14 protein-coding genes are annotated in these 19,319 nt (G+C 70.2%); 10 read left to right on the top strand and 4 right to left on the bottom strand.

Annotated elements, in window-relative coordinates; translation table 11 throughout:
* Nucleotides 1–13 precede the first annotated feature (13 nt).
* The 4 genes from nuoL (at nt 14) to recQ (ending at nt 7,819) form a co-directional block, all read left to right on the top strand.
* The gene (nuoL, locus tag BLT97_RS33370; protein WP_093617099.1) at nt 14–1,960 is read left to right on the top strand and encodes an NADH-quinone oxidoreductase subunit L; all 1,947 of its coding nucleotides are present in this window, start codon (nt 14–16) and stop codon (nt 1,958–1,960) included.
* A gap of 5 nt (nt 1,961–1,965) precedes the next feature.
* Nucleotides 1,966–3,549: an NADH-quinone oxidoreductase subunit M gene (locus tag BLT97_RS33365; RefSeq protein ID WP_093617097.1), complete on the top strand. Its 1,584-nt coding sequence runs from the start codon at nt 1,966–1,968 to the stop codon at nt 3,547–3,549.
* Complete coding sequence (gene nuoN / locus BLT97_RS33360) at nt 3,546–5,249, top strand: NADH-quinone oxidoreductase subunit NuoN (RefSeq protein WP_425442806.1); 1,704 nt, start codon at nt 3,546–3,548, stop codon at nt 5,247–5,249. The genes BLT97_RS33365 and nuoN overlap by 4 nt, the downstream gene beginning before the upstream one ends.
* A gap of 575 nt (nt 5,250–5,824) precedes the next feature.
* Nucleotides 5,825–7,819, top strand: a complete 1,995-nt coding sequence (recQ, locus tag BLT97_RS33355; RefSeq protein ID WP_245769685.1) for a DNA helicase RecQ — start codon at nt 5,825–5,827, stop codon at nt 7,817–7,819.
* A 194-nt stretch (nt 7,820–8,013) separates the two neighbouring features.
* Here the strand turns inward: recQ and fahA are convergent, their stop codons facing one another.
* Nucleotides 8,014–9,243, bottom strand: a complete 1,230-nt coding sequence (gene fahA, locus BLT97_RS33350; protein ID WP_093617095.1) for a fumarylacetoacetase — start codon at nt 9,241–9,243, stop codon at nt 8,014–8,016.
* 280 nt (nt 9,244–9,523) lie between these two features.
* On the opposite strand from fahA, the gene BLT97_RS33345 reads away from it, so the two are divergent.
* The 5 genes from BLT97_RS33345 (at nt 9,524) to BLT97_RS33325 (ending at nt 15,867) form a co-directional block, all read left to right on the top strand.
* Complete coding sequence (locus BLT97_RS33345; protein ID WP_093617093.1) at nt 9,524–10,330, top strand: HAD family hydrolase; 807 nt, start codon at nt 9,524–9,526, stop codon at nt 10,328–10,330.
* A gap of 228 nt (nt 10,331–10,558) precedes the next feature.
* Nucleotides 10,559–11,569 carry a polyprenyl synthetase family protein gene (locus tag BLT97_RS33340; RefSeq protein ID WP_093617091.1) on the top strand — a complete coding sequence of 337 codons (1,011 nt, stop codon included), beginning with the start codon at nt 10,559–10,561 and terminating at the stop codon, nt 11,567–11,569.
* 133 nt (nt 11,570–11,702) lie between these two features.
* The gene (locus BLT97_RS33335; protein ID WP_093617089.1) at nt 11,703–12,746 is read left to right on the top strand and encodes a CHRD domain-containing protein; all 1,044 of its coding nucleotides are present in this window, start codon (nt 11,703–11,705) and stop codon (nt 12,744–12,746) included.
* 181 nt (nt 12,747–12,927) lie between these two features.
* On the top strand, nt 12,928–14,214 hold the full coding sequence (locus BLT97_RS33330; protein ID WP_093617087.1) for a LolA family protein: 1,287 nt from the start codon (nt 12,928–12,930) through the stop codon (nt 14,212–14,214).
* 219 nt (nt 14,215–14,433) lie between these two features.
* On the top strand, nt 14,434–15,867 hold the full coding sequence (locus BLT97_RS33325) for an alpha/beta hydrolase family protein (RefSeq protein ID WP_093617085.1): 1,434 nt from the start codon (nt 14,434–14,436) through the stop codon (nt 15,865–15,867).
* 40 nt (nt 15,868–15,907) lie between these two features.
* On the opposite strand, the gene rarD is transcribed toward BLT97_RS33325, so the two are convergent.
* The gene (rarD, locus tag BLT97_RS33320) at nt 15,908–16,810 is read right to left on the bottom strand and encodes an EamA family transporter RarD (RefSeq protein ID WP_245769689.1); all 903 of its coding nucleotides are present in this window, start codon (nt 16,808–16,810) and stop codon (nt 15,908–15,910) included.
* A gap of 203 nt (nt 16,811–17,013) precedes the next feature.
* Nucleotides 17,014–17,874, bottom strand: coding sequence for an SDR family oxidoreductase (locus BLT97_RS33315; protein ID WP_093617081.1), 861 nt, complete (start codon nt 17,872–17,874; stop codon nt 17,014–17,016).
* Between the two features lie 92 nt (nt 17,875–17,966).
* Between BLT97_RS33315 and BLT97_RS33310 the strand changes: the two genes are divergently transcribed.
* Nucleotides 17,967–18,350 (top strand): winged helix-turn-helix transcriptional regulator, encoded by a 384-nt coding sequence (locus BLT97_RS33310; RefSeq protein WP_093617079.1) that lies wholly within the window; start codon nt 17,967–17,969, stop codon nt 18,348–18,350.
* 40 nt (nt 18,351–18,390) lie between these two features.
* On the opposite strand, the gene BLT97_RS33305 is transcribed toward BLT97_RS33310, so the two are convergent.
* A partial coding sequence (locus tag BLT97_RS33305; RefSeq protein ID WP_093617077.1) for a 2-oxoacid:ferredoxin oxidoreductase subunit beta occupies nt 18,391–19,319 on the bottom strand: 929 nt, incomplete at its 5' end.

The raw sequence follows: 19,319 nt of genomic DNA, 5'->3' as shown, positions 1-19,319 counted from the left end.
GGGTCGCTGAATCGTGGAGAACTTGATTGCGCTGCTCGTCGCGGCGCCTCTGCTCGGAGCGGTGATCCTGCTGTGCGGCGGGCGCCGGCTCGACCGGACCGGCCACTGGCTCGGCACACTGCTCGCGCTCGGCTCGTTCGTCGTCGCCGCACTGCTCTTTACGGACATGCTCGGCCGGGACGGCGAGGACCGGGCGATGCACCAGCACCTGTTCAGCTGGATCCCGGTCGGCGGCTTCCAGGCCGATATCGCCTTCCAGCTCGACCAGTTGTCGATGACGTTCGTGCTCCTGATCACCGGTGTGGGTTCGCTGATCCACATCTACTCGATCGGCTACATGGAGCACGACGAGCGCCGGCGCCGCTTCTTCGGCTATCTGAATCTCTTCCTCGCGGCGATGCTGATCCTGGTCATCGCCGACAACTACCTGCTTCTGTACGTGGGTTGGGAAGGCGTCGGTCTGGCGTCGTACCTGCTCATCGGGTTCTGGCAGCACAAGCCCAGCGCGGCCACCGCGGCCAAGAAGGCCTTCCTGGTCAACCGCGTCGGCGACATGGGCCTGTCCATCGCGATCATGCTGATGTTCACCACGTTCGGGACCTTCGCCTTCGGCGATGTGCTCGCGGCCACCGGTGAGACCAGCGAGGGCAAGCTCACGGCCATCGGCCTGATGCTCCTGCTCGCCGCGTGCGGCAAGTCGGCCCAGGTGCCGCTGCAGTCCTGGCTCGGGGACGCGATGGAGGGCCCGACCCCGGTCTCGGCCCTCATCCACGCCGCGACCATGGTGACCGCGGGCGTCTACCTGATCACCCGCTCCGGCGCGATCTTCAACGCCGCCCCGGACGCGCAGCTCGCGGTCGTCATCGTCGGTGCGGTCACGCTCCTGTTCGGTGCGATCGTCGGTTGCGCGAAGGACGACATCAAGAAGGCCCTCGCGGGCTCGACGATGTCGCAGATCGGCTACATGGTCCTCGCGGCAGGCCTCGGCCCGATCGGCTACGCCTTCGCGATCATGCACCTGGTGACGCACGGCTTCTTCAAGGCCGGGCTCTTCCTCGGCGCCGGTTCGGTCATGCACGGCATGAACGACGAGGTGGACATGCGGAAGTACGGAGGCCTGCGCAAGTACATGCCGGTCACCTTCGTCACCTTCGGCCTCGGCTACCTCGCGATCATCGGCTTCCCTGGCCTGTCGGGCTTCTGGTCCAAGGACAAGATCATCGAGGCGGCGTTCGCGTACGGGGACGGCGTACGGCCGTGGATCTTCGGTGGGGTCGCGCTCCTGGGCGCCGGCATCACCGCGTTCTACATGACCCGCGTGATGCTGATGACCTTCTTCGGCGAGAAGCGCTGGCAGCCGACGCCCGACCCGCACAAGGAGCCGAGCGCCGAGCCCGCGGCGGACGACGCGCACGCCGGGGAGATGCCGCACCCGCACGAGTCCCCCAAGTCGATGACGATCCCGATGATCGTGCTCGCCTTCGGCTCGGTCTTCGCGGGCGGACTCTTCTCGCTCAACGAGTCGTTCGTGCACTGGCTGGAGCCGGTCACGGCCTTCGAGCACCCGCACCCGGTGATCAGCGTTCCGGCGATCACGGCCTCCACGATGGTGGTCCTCGCCATCGGTGTCGCCATCGCCTGGTTCATGTACGGCAAGCGCCCGGTCCCGGTCACCGCGCCGCGCGGCTCGGTCCTCACCCGGGCCGCCCGCCGCGACCTGCTCCAGGACGACTTCAACCACGTGGTCCTGGTCCGCGGCGGCGAGCACCTCACGCGCTCCCTCGTCTACGTGGACCACACCCTGGTCGACGGGGTGGTCAACGGCACGGCGGCGTCCTTCGGCGGGCTCTCCGGCCGGATGCGCAAGCTGCAGAACGGCTTCGCCCGCAGCTACGCGGTCTCGATGTTGGGCGGTACGGCGGTACTGGTTGCCGCGACCCTGCTGATGAGGGCGGTCTGATCACGATGTCCTTTCCTCTTCTGACAGCGACGGCCGTGGTGCCGGCGGTCGGTGCGATCGCCACCGCCGCCGTGCCCGCCGCCAAGCGCACCGCGGCCAAATGGCTCGCGCTGTTCTTCTCGCTCGCCACGCTGGCCCTCGCGGCCGTCGTCGCGGTCCGGTTCAACACCGGCTCGGGCGCGGACCGTTACCAGCTGACCGAGTCGCACTCCTGGATCGCCGACTTCGGGGTCCGCTACGAGCTGGGCGTGGACGGCATCGGCGTGGCCCTCATCGGCCTCACCGCCCTGCTGATCCCGTTCATCATCGTGGCGGGCTGGCACGACGCCGACCCGCAGGAGACGGGGAACACGCGCTGGCGCCCGACCCAGGGCTTCTTCGCCCTGATCCTCATGGTCGAGGCGATGGTGATCCTCTCCTTCGAGGCCACCGACGTCTTCCTCTTCTACATCCTGTTCGAAGCCATGCTCATCCCGATGTACTTCCTCATCGGCGGCTTCGGCGACCGCGCCCACAGCGGCTCGGACCAGAACGCGGCGGCCCAACGCTCGTACGCGGCCGTCAAGTTCCTGCTCTACAACCTGGTCGGCGGCCTGATCATGCTGGCCGCGGTGATCGGGCTCTATGTCGTCGCCGGCACCTTCTCGTTGACCGAGATCGCCGAGATGCGGGCCTCCGGCGAACTGAACATGGCGACCAACACGGAACGCCTGCTGTTCCTGGGCTTCTTCTTCGCCTTCGCGGTGAAGGCCCCGCTATGGCCGCTGCACACCTGGCTGCCGAACGCGATGGGCGAGGCCACCGCCCCGGTCGCCGTACTGATCACGGCGGTGGTCGACAAGGTCGGCACCTTCGCGATGCTCCGCTTCTGCCTCGGGCTCTTCCCGGGCGCCTCGGAGTGGGCCACCCCGGTCATCCTGGTCCTGGCCCTGGTCTCCATCGTGTACGGGGCGCTGCTCGCGGTCGGCCAGCGGGACATCAAGCGCCTGGTGGCGTACGCGTCCATCTCGCACTTCGGGTTCATCATCATGGGCATCTTCGCCATGACGACCCAGGGCCAGTCCGGCGCGACGCTCTACATGGTCAACCACGGTATTTCCACGGCCGCGTTGATGCTGGTCGCGGGCTTCCTGATCTCCCGGCGCGGCTCGCGGCTCATCGCGGACTACGGAGGGGTGCAGAAGGCGGCGCCGATCCTGGCCGGCACCTTCCTGATCGGCTCGCTGGCCACGCTGTCGCTGCCGGGCCTCGCCCCGTTCGTGAGCGAATTCCTGGTCCTGGTCGGCACGTTCGCGCGCTACCCGGTCATCGGCATCATCGCCACCTTCGGCATCGTGCTCGGCGCGCTGTACTCGCTCGTCCTCTACCAGCGGACGATGACGGGCCCGGTGAAGGTCGAGACGGCGAAGATGCCCGACCTGAAGCTGCGGGAACTGCTCGTGGTGGGCCCGCTGATCGTTCTCCTTGTTTTCCTCGGCGTGTACCCGAAGCCGCTGACCGACGTGGTCGACCCGGCCGTGGGACACACGCTGTCCGATGTCTACGGGGATGAGAACCCCGACCCTGAGCCGGAGGTGGCGGCCAAGTGAGCGCAACAGCCGTCCACAGCCTGTGGACAACCGACGGTCTCTCGGCTTCCGACGGGCTCTGGGCCCACGGTGGCCTGTGGGCCGCGGCGGCGGAGCCGGTCGCCAAGATCGACTCCCCGCAGATCGAGTACAGCCTGATCGCCCCCACGCTGATCGTGATCGGCGCGGCGGTGCTCGGCATCCTGGTCGAGGCGTTCGTGCCGCGCCGCTCGCGCTACTACGTACAGCTGTTCCTGTCCGTGGTCGCGCTGGTCTCGGCCTTCGCGGCCGTCGTGGCCCTGGCGGCCGACGGACGCGGCACCACCGAGTCCGGCATCGCGGCGATGGGCGCGCTGGCCGTGGACGGACCCGCGCTGTTCCTGCAGGGCACGATCCTGCTGGCCGGACTGGTCTCCGTCTTCACCTTCGCCGAGCGGCGCCTGGACCCGGAGGCGCACGGCAACCGTGTCGACTCCTTCGCGGCCCAGGCGGCGTCCGTGCCGGGCAGCGAGAGCGAACAGGCCGCGGTCAAGGCCGGTTTCACCACCACCGAGGTCTTCCCGCTCGCCCTCTTCGCCATCGGCGGCATGCTGGTCTTCCCGGCGGCGAACGACCTCCTGACGCTCTTCATCGCGCTCGAGGTCTTCTCCCTGCCGCTCTACCTCCTCTGCGCCCTGGCCCGCCGCAAGCGGCTCATGTCGCAGGAGGCGGCGGTCAAGTACTTCCTCCTCGGCGCGTTCTCCTCCGCCTTCCTGCTCTTCGGCATCGCGCTCCTGTACGGATACGCGGGCACCGTCTCGTACGCGGGCATCGCCGACGTCGTCGACGGCACCGTGCAGAACGTGACCCCGGCGCTCGCCGGCACGATGGGCAACGACGCGCTGCTCCTGGTCGGCGCCGCACTGATCCTGATGGGCCTGCTCTTCAAGGTCGGCGCGGTCCCGTTCCACATGTGGACCCCGGACGTCTACCAGGGCGCCCCGACCCCGGTCACGGGCTTCATGGCGGCGGCGACGAAGGTCGCGGCGTTCGGCGCGCTGCTCCGTCTCCTCTACGTGGTCCTGCCGGGCCTGCGCTGGGACTGGCGCCCGGTGATGTGGGGCGTGGCCATCGTCACGATGCTCCTCGGCGCGATCGTGGCCATCACGCAGACGGACATCAAGCGCCTGCTGGCCTACTCCTCGATCGCCCACGCGGGCTTCATCCTGGCGGGCGTCATCGCGACGACCCCGGACGGCATCTCCTCGGTCCTCTTCTACCTCCTCGCCTACTCCTTCGTGACCATCGGCGCCTTCGCCGTGGTCACGCTGGTCCGGGACGCGGGCGGCGAAGCGACGCACCTGTCCAAGTGGGCGGGCCTGGGCCGCCGTTCACCGCTGGTGGCGGCGGTCTTCGCGGTGTTCCTGCTGGCCTTCGCGGGCATCCCGCTGACGTCGGGCTTCGCGGGCAAGTTCGCGGTGTTCAAGGCGGCGGCTGAGGGCGGCGCGGGCGCGCTGGTCGTGGTCGGCGTGATCTCCTCGGCCATCGCGGCCTTCTTCTACATCCGCGTGATCGTCCTGATGTTCTTCAGCGAGCCCAAGCCGGAGGGCCCGACGGTGGCGGTCCCGTCCCCACTGACGATGACGGCCATCGGCGTAGGCGTAGCCGTCACCTTGGTCCTGGGCCTGGCCCCCCAGTACTTCCTGGACCTGGCAAACCAGGCGGGAGTCTTCGTCCGCTGACGCTTGCTGCACGCTTCGGCTTACCGCCCGGTGTCCCCTTGGTGGGGTGCTGGGCGGTTGGCTTTGGGGTTGGGGTGGGGTGGTGGGGCCGGCCCGGCCCGGCGTTGGGTGCTGGTTGCTCGCCGGTCGCCTGCCGGGGAGCGGTGTTGCGGGGGTGCAGGGGGCGGAGCCCCCGCGAGGGCTGTGGGGCGTCAGCCCTGCTTCCCCCGACATCCGCCGCGGAGCGGCGAAGCAACGTGGTCGGGGCGTCAGCCCCGACCCGCTGCGCGCCCTGGGTCGGCGGAGCTTCGCGGGGGTGCAGGGGGCGGAGCCCCCGCGAACGGGGGCGTGGGGCGTGAGCCCCACATCCCCCACGCTCGCCGCGGAGCGGCGAAGCAACAGGGTTGAGGGCGTCAGCCCTCGACCCCACCGCCGCCGCGGAGCGGCGGAGCAGCCGACGGGGGCAGCCCGAGAAGCACCGCACCCAGAGGCGTTATCCACAGGACCTGTGGATAACAAACGGACTGTCCGTGCGGAGGCCTATCGTGATGGGCGTGGTCGAGACACGGCCCACGAGACGCACGGGGGAGACAACGATGGGCGGTATCGCAGTGATGGACGAGGCGAGCCCGGCGGACCACGCCGACCCCGGGCTCACGGAGAGCACCACCCGCACCGACAGCAGCACCCTCACCGAGACCGACAGCCTCCGCACGCTGAACCGCGTCTTCGGATACGACAGCTTCCGCGGCGACCAGGAAGCGATCATCGACCACGTCGTCGCCGGCGGCGACGCCGTCGTCCTGATGCCCACCGGCGCCGGCAAGTCGCTCTGCTACCAGATCCCCTCGATCGTCAGACCCGGCACCGGCGTCGTGATCTCCCCGCTCATCGCCCTGATGCAGGACCAGGTCGACGCCCTGCGCGCCCTCGGCGTACGGGCCGGGTTCATCAACTCCACGCAGGACTTCGACGAACAGCGCCTCGTCGAGGCCGAGTTCACGGCAGGCGAGCTCGACCTGCTCTACCTCGCCCCCGAGCGCCTCCGCCTCGACTCCACCGTGGACCTGCTCTCCCGCGGCAAGATCTCCGTCTTCGCCATCGACGAGGCCCACTGCGTAGCCCAGTGGGGCCACGACTTCCGCCCCGACTACCTCGCGCTGTCCATGCTGGGCCAGCGCTGGCCCGACGTCCCGCGCATCGCCCTGACCGCGACCGCCACGCGCGCCACGCACCAGGAGATCACCAAGAACCTCGGCATGGACGGAGCCCGCCACTTCGAGGCGAGCTTCGACCGGCCCAACATCCAGTACCGGATCGTCCCCAAGGACGACCCCAAGAAGCAGCTCCTGCGCTTCCTCAAGGAGGAGCACCCGGGCGACGCGGGCATCGTCTACTGCCTCTCGCGCAACAGCGTCGAAAAGACAGCCGAGTTCCTCAATCGCAATGACATCCCGGCCGTCCCGTACCACGCGGGTCTGGACGCACAGACCAGGGCGCACCACCAGTCCCGCTTCCTGCGCGAGGAGGGCCTGACGGTCGTCGCCACCATCGCCTTCGGCATGGGCATCGACAAGCCCGACGTCCGCTTCGTCGCCCACCTCGACCTGCCGAAGTCCGTGGAGGGCTACTACCAGGAGACCGGCCGCGCGGGCCGCGACGGCCTGCCGTCCACGGCCTGGATGGCGTACGGACTGCAGGACGTGGTCCAGCAGCGCAAGCTCATCCAGAGCGGCGAGGGCGACCTCGCCTTCCAGCGCCGGGCCGCCGCCCACCTGGACGCGATGCTCGCCCTGTGCGAGACGGTCCAGTGCCGCCGCGCCCAACTCCTCGCGTACTTCGGCCAGAAGCAGCAGAGCCCGAGCTGCGGCAACTGCGACACCTGCCTCACCCCGCCGGAGAGCTGGGACGGCACGGTCGCCGCACAGAAGGTCCTCTCCACCGTCGTACGGCTGCAGCGCGAGCGCGGCCAGAAATTCGGCACGGGCCAGATCGTCGACATCCTGCTCGGCCGCAGGACGGCCAAGGTGATCCAGTTCGACCACGACCAGCTCTCCGTGTTCGGCATCGGCGAGGAGCTCTCCGAGGCCGAATGGCGGGGCGTGGTGCGGCAGTTGCTCGCCCAGCGCCTGCTCGCGGTCGAGGGGGAGTACGGGACGCTGGTGCTCACCGAGGACAGCGGCGCGGTGCTCTCGCGGCAGCGCGAGGTGCCGCTGCGCAAGGAGCCCAAGCGGGCGCCGTCGTCGCGGAGTTCCGGGGCCAAGGGCGAGCGCAAGGCCAAGGCGGCCGTCGACCTGCCCGAGGAGCTGCTGCCGCTCTTCGAGACGCTGCGCACCTGGCGGGCGGCCCAGGCCAAGGAGCAGGGCGTCCCGGCGTATGTGGTCTTCCCCGACGCCACCCTCAGGGAGATCGCCCTCAACCGGCCCTCCACCATCCACGAACTGGGCGGCATCAGCGGAGTGGGCGAGAAGAAGCTCGCGACGTACGGGGAGCTGGTGCTCGGGGTCCTGGCCGAGTGGTCCGGCGTAGGCGAGGACCAGCCGGGCGAGGCACCGGCCGAGGAGGACGGAGGAGCGCCCGAGGACGCATGACCCCGGTGCCCGGCCCGTGACGACGGACCGGACACCGGGAGCGGGGCTGAGCCCGCGCGGACGAAACGAGTGCGGCGCGCGCGGCCGGACTCAGCGGGATCGAGCCGTACTCGGAATCAGCCGGATCGAGCCGCACTCGGACCCAGCCGGATCGAGCCGCACTCGGACCCAGCCGGATCGAGCCGTACGCGGACTCAGCCCGAGACCACCCGGCCCGTCACCTCGCCGAGTCCGACCCGCACTCCGTCCGGCCCGGGCGCCCAGGCCGTGAGCGTCACCTCGTCGCCGTCCTCGAGGAAGGTGCGCTTGCCGCTGGGGAGTTCGAGCGGGGTGCTGCCGTTCCAGGTGAGCTCGATGAGGGAGCCGCGCTGGTGGGTCTGCGGCCCGCTGACCGTGCCCGAGCCGTACAGGTCACCGGTGCGCAGCGACGCGCCGCCCACCGTCATGTGGGCGAGCATCTGCGCGGGGGACCAGTACATGGTCGCGTACGGGGGCTCGGAGATGACGTCTCCGTTGAGGGTCACCGTGATGCGCAGGTCGTAGCCGCCGGGCTCGTCCTCGTCGGAGTCGTCCAGATACGGAAGGACCGGCACGTCGCGAGCGGGCAGCTGGACCCGGGCCGACTCGAGCGCCTCCAGCGGGGTGATCCACGCGGATACGGAGGTGGCGAAGGACTTCGCGACGTGCGGGCCGAGCGGCACGTACTCCCAGGGCTGGATGTCGCGCGCCGACCAGTCGTTGAGCAGGCAGAGACCGAAGACATGGTCACGGAAGGAGGACAGCGGGACCGGCGAGCCCATCGCCGAGGGCGTGCCCACCACGAAGCCGACCTCCGCCTCGATGTCCAGCTTGGCCGACGGGCCGAAGCCGGGCGCCGCGTCCGACGGCGCCTTGCGCTGGCCGCTCGGGCGGATCACGTCGGTGCCGGAGACCACGACCGTGCCGGCGCGGCCGTGGTAACCGACCGGCAGGTGCTTCCAGTTGGGCAGCAGCGCCTCGCCGTCCGGGCGGAACATGCGGCCGAGGTTGGTCGCGTGGTGCTCGCTCGCGTAGAAGTCGACGTAGTCCGCGACCTCGAAGGGGAGGTGCAGTTCGACGGCGGACAGGGGGTGGAGCAGGGGCTCCACGACCTCCCGGTGCGCCGGCACCGTCACCCACGCGGTCAGCGCCCGGCGTACATCACGCCAGGTCTGGCGACCGGCGGCGAGCAGCGGGTTGAGGGTGGGCTGGGCGAGCAGGGAGGCGTACGGCGAGCCCAGCGCATGCGCGGCCGCACCGGCGTCGAGCACCCGGTCGCCGAGACGGACACCGACCCTGCGCAGGGGCTCGCCCTGCGAGCTGGGCAGGGAGAAGACGCCGTAGGGCAGGTTGTGCGGACCGAAGGGGTGGCCCTCGGGGAGGTCGAGCGGGGTGGGCTCGGGCATGGGACGCTGCCTCGCTTTCCATGTGCAGGTTGGCCACACCGTACAAGCGCGGACGGCCCCTGCGGCAGGGTGTTCTCCGCCGCTCCGTGATCTTCGCAAGCCCCGGCACGCCCCGGCAGCCCCGGCACGCCGCCCCGGCACCGGTCCGCCCCGGCACCGCGAGTCCGCCCACCTCCCCAGGAGGCCGGTGCGCTCCCCGGGAAGGACGCGACGCTGGGGCGGCGCGTCAACCCAAGTCCATTTTTCCTGGGTTTGTTGGTATCTCCGTATCCTGTACCCCATGGCAAGACCACCCGCGTATCCCCTGATCGCCACCGACCTGGACGGCACCCTGCTCCGGCGCGGCGACACCGTCTCCGCCCGTTCGCGTGCCGCCCTGGTGCGGGCCGCCGGGGCCGGCGCCCGGCACATCGTCGTCACCGGACGGCCCGTGCCCCAGGTGCGCCACCTGCTCCTCGAGCTCGACTACCAGGGCCTCGCGGTCTGCGGTCAGGGTGCGCAGGTCTACGACGCGGGGGACAACGCCATCGTCAGTTCCGTCACCCTCGACCGCGAGCTCGCCGACGTGGCCCTCGGCAAGATCGAGGCCGAGGTCGGCGAGGTGTTCGCGGCGGTGAACCAGGACGGCATGGAGGGCCTGATGCTCATGGAGCCGGGTTACGAGATGCCGCACCCCACGCTGCCCGCCGTGCGCGTGGCCGACCGCGCCGAGCTGTGGTCGGAGCCGATCAACAAGGTGCTCATGCGGCACGCTTCGCTCTCCGACGACGAGCTCGCCGAGGCGGCGCGCAGTGCCGCGGACGGCCTGGTCACGGTGACGATGGCCGGCCCCGGCACGGTCGAGCTGCAGCCGGTCGGCGTCACCAAGGCGACGGGCCTCGCGCTCGCCGCGGCACGCATGGGCATCGCTCCCGAGTCGACGATCGCCTTCGGCGACATGCCCAACGACATCCCGATGTTCCACTGGGCCGGCTACGGCGTGGCGATGGCGAACGCGCACGAGGAGCTCAAGGCCGTCGCCGACGAGATCACCACGTCCAACGAGGAGGACGGCATCGCCGTGGTCCTGGAGCGCCTCTTCGCCTGATCAGGAGGGCCCGGTGGCACGGTTCCCTTTTATTTCGGGCCTTTCGCCGCAACATCCGCAAGCTCCCTGCGTGAGTCGCCTGCGACCGGGCAGGCGCTGAGTGTGATCGAAACGCGACCGGATACGCTGACTTGAGTGATGGCAGCGACACATCGACAAACCGTGTCATCGACCGTGTGAGTGCCGTGTGACCGACCTTGTGTTCGTCAGCAGACAGGAGAACCCCTCGTGACCGTCGTCGGGCCGTTCGGGCTGAGCGTGCGGGACCAGGCCCTCGAAGCCGATGTCCAGGCCGGGTTGGCTGCTGTCGAGGAGGGGCTCCTCGAGGCCACCAAGAGCGAGGTCCCGTTCATCACGGAGGCCGCGCAGCATCTCGTACGGGCCGGCGGCAAGCGCTTCCGGCCGCTGCTCGTGCATCTCGCCGCGCAGTTCGGCGACCCGTACGCGCCGGGTGTCGTGCCCTCCGCGGTCGTCGTCGAGCTCACGCACCTCGCGACCCTGTACCACGACGACGTCATGGACGAGGCGGACGTCCGCCGCGGTGTGGCCAGCGCGAACGCCCGCTGGGGCAACTCCGTCGCGGTCCTCACCGGCGACTTCCTCTTCGCGCGCGCCTCGCACATCCTCGCTGACCTGGGCCCCGAGGCCGTCCGCATCCAGGCCGAGGCCTTCGAGCGCCTGGTCACCGGCCAGATCCTGGAGACCGCGGGCCCGCGCGACGGCCGCGACCCGGTGGACCACTACCTCGATGTGATCGCCGGCAAGACCGGTTCGCTGATCGCGGTCTCCGGCCGCTTCGGCGCGATGATGTCCGGCGCGGACGAGACGGTCGTGGACGTGCTCACGCAGTACGGCGAGCGGCTCGGCGTCGCCTTCCAGCTCGCCGACGACGTACTCGACATCGCCTCCGACTCCCATGAGTCGGGCAAGACCCCCGGCACCGACCTGCGCGAGGGCATCCCCACGCTGCCGGTCCTGCATCTGCGCGCCCAGGCCGCCCAGTACGGCCGACCCGATGACCTCGCTCTGTGCGAGCTGCTCGACGGCGACCTCACGGACGACGCCCGGCACGCCGAGGCGCTGGCCCGCCTCCGCGTGCACCCGGCCCTGGAGCAGGCCCGCCGCGACACGGTCCGCTACGCCGAGGACGCCCGCGCCGCCCTCGCCCCGCTGCCCGAGTGCGACGCCAAGGCCGCGCTCATGGAGCTGTGCGACGCGGTGGTGCACCGGGCGGGCTGAGACCCGTACGGCTATCCAGTCGGTGTGACGTAGGTCACTTTCTTGGATTGAGTCCAAGCCAGGACCCGTTCCGTACTCATGCCCAGAAGCTGACGCAGGGGGCGTCGGCGGGGAAACGGGGAGCAGTCCTGTCATGAGTGCATCTACCGGACGTCGTGGACTTACCGGCCGCCGTTCGATCATCGCGGGTTCCATCGCCGCCGTCGCCGCGGCGGGTGTGGCCGTCGCGGTGCTGCCCGCGGTCGCGGACAACGGAGGAGCCGCCAAGGCGGACACGGGCGCCGCGATCGGCACCCAGCACGGCAAGGGCCACGGCAAGGGTCATGGGGGACAGGGCGGCAGCCCGGGCGTCACCACCGGCAAGGGCACCATCCTCGCCGCGAGCCTGAACGGCGCGAACGAGGTCCCGACCCCGGACGGCAAGGCCGTCGGCGACAAGGACGGTGCGGCGCTTCAGTTCGTCAAGGTCAGCGGGGACAAGGTGTCCTTCGCCGTGAAGTGGCGGGGCACCGCCAAGCCCACCGCCCTCCACATCCACCAGGGCGCCAAGGGCGTCAACGGCGGCATCAAGGTCGACTTCACCACCCTGCTCGCGCACAGCAAGGGCCGCAGCGCGGTCGGCACCGTCACCGTCGAGGACCGCGCGCTGCTCGACGCCCTGAAGTCCGACCCGGGCGGCTTCTACGCGAATCTGCACACCGCTGAGTTCCCGGGCGGCGCGGTCCGCGGTCAACTGCACAAGGTCAGCGACCCGTTCGACTTCCGCAAGGCGCTGCACAACTTCCAGGCCCCCGTCATCAAGGGCGAGCAGATCTACGAGTGCAAGGCGGGCGAGGACGGGAAGCTGTCCTTCCAGCAGCGCGATGTCCGCGCCGTGCTCGCGGGCCGGATCGACCACTCCTTCGTCGCGCCGAACTCCGGTACGCCGCAGTGGATCGCCCGCGACGGCAGCGCCGTCAAGGCCAAGCTGATCTCCAGGACCCCGAACGGCACGGCCAACATCCCCGAACTCGCCCTCGACGCCGAGCAGACCGGCAGGCGCCACGGCCTGCTCGCGGACACCACCGAGATCCTCCGCCTGAACACGGTGGGCGGCGTCGCACCCGCCGGCACCTGCGAGAAGGGCGCCGTCGTCGGGGTCCCGTACAAGGCGGACTACGTGTTCATCCAGAACTGACCGGACCGGCTGAGGTGGTGCATCCCTTACGGGTGGAGGGGTGCGCCACCCCCGTATGTCATCCCACAGCAGTACATGGAGTTGATTCCGGGGGCTGACGCTTCCGGGCGGGCGATTTGGTCGTATGGAGAAGGACAGAGGACGACGAGAACCGCCGCCGCACCACGGAGGTAAGGCACCCATGGCACCGAACGCACCCTACGAACCGGCCCCCGTACGCGACGAGGCCGACGACCTGCGCAGCGGCCGGCGCAAGGCCGCGCGTTACCTCGTGCCCGTCGCCGTGGCCGGCGTCGCGGCGGCGACCATCGGCCTCGTCCCGGCGCTCGCGAGCTCGGGCGACCCGGATCTGCCGAAGATCAGCGCGCAGGAGCTCATCGAGAAGATCGCCGCGTCCGACACCGAGCAGCTCTCGGGCCACGTGAAGATCTCCACCGACCTGGGCCTGCCCTCCTTCGCCGGTCTCGCCGACTCGTTCCTCCAGGGCGAGGGCAAGGACGGCAAGGGCGCCACCGCCGACCCGCAGGGCAAGCTGCTCGAACTCGCCACCGGCACCCACAACCTCGAGGTCGCCGCCGACGGCCCCGACCGGCAGAAGCTCACGATCCTCGGCAAGGGCTCGGACTTCAGCCTGATCCACAACGGCGAGGACGTCTGGGCGTACGACAGCGGGTCCAAGGAAGCGGTCCACTCGAAGGACGAGTCCGCGGGCGCCCCCGAGCAGGCCGAGCCGACCGCGACCCCGAAGGAGCTCGCCGAGGAGGCCCTGAAGGCCGTCGACCCGACCACCAAGGTCACCGTGGACGGCACCTCGCGGATCGCCGGCCAAGACGCGTACCGCCTGAAGCTGGAGCCCAAGCAGTCCGGTTCGACGATCAGCTCCGTCACGATCGATGTGGACGCGGACACCTACGTACCGCTGAAGTTCACGCTCAACTCCACCGACGGCGGCAAGCCCGTGATCGACGCGGGCTTCACCGAGGTGGACTTCTCGAAGCCGGACGCGTCGGCCTTCCAGCTGCCCAAGGGCGCCAAGGTCACCGAGGCCGACGAGCTCCACAAGGACGCGCCGAAGGGCGAGCTCCCGAAGGACGTCGAGAAGGACCTCAAGGACCTGGAGAAGGAGTTCGACAAGGACTTCGGCAAGGACTTCGGGAAGGACGGCGCCAAGGGTGAGGCGGGAGGCGACTTCGGCAACGGCATGAACGTCATCGGCGAAGGCTGGTCCGCCATCGCCACCTTCGACACCGGCACCAAGGGTCTCCCGGACACCTCCGAGACCAAGGACATGCCCGCCGAGGTCTCCGGTCTGCTCGACTCGTTCGGCGACAAGGTCAGCGGAACGTTCGGCGAGGGCACGGTCTTCAAGACCCGCCTGATCAACGTCCTGATGACCGACGACGGCAAGGTCTACGCGGGCGCCGTCACGAAGGACGCGCTGGTGAAGGCGGCGAACGAGGCGAAGTAACCGTACGGGCAAGCCAGTTGGGCCGGAGGGCGGCTGCCGCCCTCCGGCCCTGCGCGTTCGCACACCCTTGCGCGTTCGCACACCCTTGCGCGTTCGCACCCCTGCGCGTTCGCACACTATGAACACAACGGCCCGGCCCATGGAGGGGGAGCCGCTCCGTTCCTAGCATCACAGCGCTCGGCGCGCCGACGGCGTGCCACCGAGGACAGGAGCGTTGTTGTGCGGATACCGAGAGCCGGACTGCGCGTCACCCTCAGCGCGGCGGGGGCGGCCGCCCTGCTCGCCGGCACCCTGACCGTCGCACCCCCGGCGCAGGCCGAGGTGCCCAGGTCCGACCCGGTCGCCTGCCCGGCGAACATCGGGGACAAGGCGGCCTGTTACACGGGCCGGGACGGCAACGGCGCGTACTACGCCATCGCGATCCCGAAGGACTGGAACGGCGACCTCGTCGTGCACGCCCACGGCGGCCCCGACCTCGGCGCGGCCTCCGACCCGGCCCGCAGCGTCGAGGACCTGGACCGCTGGTCGGTCATGGTCGACGAGGGCTACGCCTGGGCCGGCTCCTCGTACCGCCGCGGCGGCTACGGGACGCGGATGGGCGCGATCGACACGGAGCAGGTGCGCCGGCAGTTCGTCGCCGAGTTCGGCGAGCCGGAGCGCACCTTCCTGCACGGCCAGTCCTGGGGCGCCAACGTGGCGGCGAAGACGCTCGAGATGTACGGGGACCGGCGCGGCCCGTACGACGCCGCGCTGCTCACCAACGGCGTGCTCGGCGGCGGCTCGCGCGGCTACGACTACCGGGTCGACCTGCGCGTGGTCTACCAGTTCTACTGCAACAACCTGCCCCGCCCCACCGAGCCCCCGTACCCCCTGTGGCAGGGCCTGCGCGCCGACTCCACGCTGACCACGGCCGGCCTGCGCGCCCGCCTGAGCGAGTGCACCGGATACGACCTCGCGCCCGCCGAGCGCACCGCCGTACAGCAGCGCAACCTCGACGACATCCTCGCCGTCACGAAGATCCCCGAGCGCACCCTCGAATCGCATCTGCGCTTCGCGGTGTTCACCTTCCGCGACATCGTGCACACCCGGCTCGGCGGCCGTAACCCGTTCTCCAACACCGGGGTCCGCTACACCGGCTCGCACGACGACCGGGCGCTCAACGCCGGTGTCGCACGCTTCGAGGCCGATCCGGCCGCCCGGCGCGATCTCTCGTACGACAGCGACCTGACCGGCGACGTCGAGATCCCGGTCCTGACGCTGCACGCGATCGACGACCCGACGGCCTTCGTGGAGCACGAGTCCGCGTACCGGATGACGCTGGAGGAGGCGGACCGCGACCGGCATCTCGTGCAGACCTTCACGCGGGAGAGCGAGCACAGCCAGCTCAGCAAGGCCGAGTACGCCAACTCCATGGCCCACCTGGCCCGCTGGGCCGAGACGAGCAGGCGGCCCTCGGTCCGGTCGGTGGCGGAGAGCTGCGCCGCGTTCGACCGGACGTACGGCACGGGCTGCTTCTACGATCCGGGCTTCCGGCCGGGCCCGTACGCCTCCCGGGTCGAGCCCCGGCCCGACGGCGGCCGCGACTGGCCCGCGATGACCGCGGCACAGGAGCGGCGCTGGAGCCGGATCGAAGGGGTCGGGATCGCGCCCTGAACGGACGCCGGCCGCAGGGGAGTCCGTCGTACGCCTCGCCCTACGCGGCCGGCTCCCGCGGCGGCACCGGTGCCTGGGCCTGCGCCTGGACCGCGAGCCGCAGCGCCTCGGCCCGGTTGCGCCGGGCGGTGCGCAGCGCGTCCCAGGTCAGCGTGATCAGGGCCAGCCAGACGAGGGCGAACCCCGCCCAGCGCTCGGGCGGCATGGCCTCGTGGAAGTACCAGACGCCGAGCAGGAACTGGAAGACCGGCGCCAGGTACTGCAGCAGTCCGAGCGTGGACAGCGGAACGCGGATCGCGGCCGCGCCGAAGCAGACCAGGGGGAGTGCGGTGACGATGCCGGTGGCCGCGAGCAGGGCCGCATGCCCGGCGCCGTGCGCCCCGAACGCCGCCTCGCCGCGCGAGCCCAGCCACAGCAGATAGCCGAGCGCGGGCAGGAACTGCACGGCCGTCTCGGCGGCAAGGGACTCGAGACCGCCGAGGTTGAGCTTCTTCTTGACCAGGCCGTACGTGGCGAAGGAGAAGGCGAGCGTCAGGGAGATCCAGGGCGGCTGCCCGTATCCGATCGCGAGCACCAGGACGGCGGCGAAGCCGATGCCGACGGCCGTCCACTGCGCGGGCCGCAGCCGCTCCTTGAGCAGGATGACGCCCATCGCGATGGTGACGAGCGGGTTGATGAAGTAGCCGAGCGAGGCCTCCACGACCTGGCCGGAGTTCACCGCCCAGATGTAGACGCCCCAGTTGATGGTGATCACCGCGGCGGCCACGGTGATCAGGCCGAGCTTGCGCGGGCTGCGTATCAGCTCGCCGGCCCAGGCCCAGCGCCGCACGAAGAGCAGCGCGATGAGCACGATCGCGAGGGACCACACCATGCGGTGGGCGAGGATCTCCACCGAACCGGCCGGCTTGAGCAGCGGCCAGAACAGCGGGACGAGCCCCCACATCCCGTACGCGGCAAACCCGTACACCAGCCCGGCACGTCCATCCCCTGCCGGCTTCACGGCCTCACCCGACGGCTTCAAGGCCCCTCCTCGTCTCGTACCTCGACTCTTTCGAAGGTAGCGGCAGAGGGGCCCGGCTGTCATGCCCGTATCGCTATACGGTCATGACAGCCGGGCCCCGGCGTACGAAGGGGTGTTCCGGCAGGTCAGGCGGCCAGGGCCTGCTTGACCGCGTCCGCGATCGGGGTGGTCGGGCGGCCGATGAGGCGGGCCAGGTCGCCGGTCCGCACCGCGAGCCGGCCGCGCGCGATCGCCGCGTCCACGTCCACGAGGATCTCGGCGAACGGCTGCGGCAGGCCCGCGCCCGTCAGGACGGCCAGCTGCTGCTCGCCCGGCACGTTCGCGTAGGCGATGGACTTGCCGGTCTGCCGCGACAGTTCGGCCGCGTACTCCTCGAAGCTCCAGGCGTCGTCGCCGCTCAGCTCGTACGTGGCGTTCTCGTGGCCCTCGCCCGTCAGGACGGCGGCGGCCGCGGCGGCGTAGTCGGCGCGCGAGGCGGAGGCGACCCGGCCCTCGCCGGCGCTCTGGAGCACGGCGCCGTGCTCCAGGACCGGGGCCAGGTTCTCGGTGTAGTTCTCGTGGTACCAGCCGTTGCGCAGGAAGGTGTACGGCAGGCCGGAGTCGAGGATCGCCTGCTCGGTGACCTTGTGCTCGTCGGCGAGCTTGAAGTCGGCCTCGGGGCCGCCGAGCACACCGGTGTACGCGAGCAGCGCCACGCCCGCGTTCTTCGCCGCGTCGATCACGGCCTGGTGCTGGGCCATGCGCTGCCCGACCTCGCTGCCGGAGATCAGCAGCACGCGGTCGCCCGCGCGGAAGGCGCCGGCCAGGGTCTCGGGCTGCCCGTAGTCGGCCACCCGCAGCTCCACCCCGCGCTCGGCCAGGTCGGCCGCCTTCTCCTTGTTGCGGACGACCGCGGCGATCTGTCCGGCCGGGACCCCGGAGTCGAGGAGGCTCGCGATGACGAGACGGCCGAGGTTTCCGGTGGCTCCGGTGATGACGAGGCTCATGACTGGCAATACGCGCACTGTCCGTGTTCTTCACTCACCCTAGGAGAGTCACTAACTTTTCGTAAGTACCCACTTTGAAGTAAGGTACTGGCATGAGTGAAAGTGTGCTGAGGAATCTGCGGCCCGACGTGAACGCCGCCCAGTGCCCGTCGCGCCTGATCCTCGAGCACGTCACGAGCCGCTGGGGCGTGCTCGTCCTTGCCGCGCTGCTCGACGGCTCGTACCGCTTCAGCGAGCTGCGCCGGATGATCGGCGGCGTCAGCGAGAAGATGCTGGCCCAGACATTGCAGACCCTGGAGCGCGACGGTTTCGTGCACCGGGACGCCAAGCCCGTGATCCCGCCGCGCGTCGACTACTCGCTGACCGAGTTCGGGCGTGAGGTGGCGCAGCAGGTGTGGGAGCTGGCCCGCTGGACGGAGCGGAGCATCGATCGGGTCGAGGCGGCCCGTACGGCATACGACGAGGCCCGGTCCTGAGCGGACTCAGAACCGGGCCTCGTAAGGCAATCGCTATGAGCTAGCCGACGACCGTCCAGGTGTCCTTGCCGGCGAGGAGTGCGGCGAGGTCGCCCTTGCCGTTCTGCTCGATGGCCGTGTCGAGCTGGTCGGCCATGAGGGTGTCGTAGACCGGGCGGTCGACGCTGCGCAGCACGCCGATGGGGGTGTGGTGCAGGGTGTCCGGGTCGGCCAGGCGCGAGAGCGCGAAGGCCGTCGTCGGGGAGGCGGAGTGCGCGTCGTGCACCAGGATCTGCGACTGGTTCTCCTCGGTGACGTCGACGACCTTCAGGTCACCGGTCAGCGAGTCCCGCACGACACCCTTGGCGCCGTCGACTCCGAAGCGGATCGGCTGCCCGTGCTCCAGGCGGATCACGGCTTCCTCTGCCTGCTGCTTGTCCTTGAGGACTTCGAAGGCGCCGTCGTTGAAGATGTTGCAGTTCTGGTAGATCTCCACCAGCGCGGTGCCGGGGTGGGCGGCGGCCTGGCGCAGCACGTCGGTGAGGTGTTTGCGGTCGGAGTCGACCGTACGGGCCACGAAGCTGGCCTCCGCGCCGATCGCCAAAGACACCGGGTTGAAGGGGGCGTCGAGTGAGCCCATCGGCGTGGACTTGGTGATCTTGCCGACTTCGGAGGTGGGGCTGTACTGGCCCTTGGTGAGTCCGTAGATCCGGTTGTTGAAGAGCAGGATCTTGAGGTTGACGTTGCGGCGCAGGGCGTGGATGAGGTGGTTGCCGCCGATGGAGAGGGCGTCGCCGTCGCCGGTGACGACCCAGACGCTCAAGTCCCGTCGGGATGTGGCGAGTCCGGTGGCGATCGCGGGGGCGCGGCCGTGGATGGAGTGCATCCCGTAGGTGTCCATGTAGTACGGGAAGCGGCTGGAGCAGCCGATGCCCGACACGAAGACGATGTTCTCCTTGGCCAGGCCGAGTTCGGGCATGAAGCCCTGGA

The sequence above is a fragment of the Streptomyces indicus genome (genome assembly GCF_900100315.1).
GTDB classification, from domain to species: domain Bacteria; phylum Actinomycetota; class Actinomycetes; order Streptomycetales; family Streptomycetaceae; genus Streptomyces; species Streptomyces indicus.
The sequence above is the reverse complement of the archived record's forward strand: the minus strand, read 5'-3'. Positions and strand labels throughout refer to the sequence as shown.

What these genes read in the sequence shown, in the direction of transcription:
- BLT97_RS33365 (WP_093617097.1), top strand. Translation starts at nt 1,966, where the DNA reads ATGTCCTTTCCTCTTCTGACAGCGACGGCCGTGGTGCCGGCGGTCGGT.
- recQ (WP_245769685.1), top strand. Translation starts at nt 5,825, where the DNA reads ATGGGCGGTATCGCAGTGATGGACGAGGCGAGCCCGGCGGACCACGCC.
- fahA (WP_093617095.1), bottom strand. Translation starts at nt 9,243, where the DNA reads ATGCCCGAGCCCACCCCGCTCGACCTCCCCGAGGGCCACCCCTTCGGT.
- BLT97_RS33345 (WP_093617093.1), top strand. Translation starts at nt 9,524, where the DNA reads ATGGCAAGACCACCCGCGTATCCCCTGATCGCCACCGACCTGGACGGC.
- BLT97_RS33335 (WP_093617089.1), top strand. Translation starts at nt 11,703, where the DNA reads ATGAGTGCATCTACCGGACGTCGTGGACTTACCGGCCGCCGTTCGATC.
- BLT97_RS33330 (WP_093617087.1), top strand. Translation starts at nt 12,928, where the DNA reads ATGGCACCGAACGCACCCTACGAACCGGCCCCCGTACGCGACGAGGCC.
- rarD (WP_245769689.1), bottom strand. Translation starts at nt 16,810, where the DNA reads ATGTGGGGGCTCGTCCCGCTGTTCTGGCCGCTGCTCAAGCCGGCCGGT.
- BLT97_RS33315 (WP_093617081.1), bottom strand. Translation starts at nt 17,874, where the DNA reads ATGAGCCTCGTCATCACCGGAGCCACCGGAAACCTCGGCCGTCTCGTC.
- BLT97_RS33310 (WP_093617079.1), top strand. Translation starts at nt 17,967, where the DNA reads ATGAGTGAAAGTGTGCTGAGGAATCTGCGGCCCGACGTGAACGCCGCC.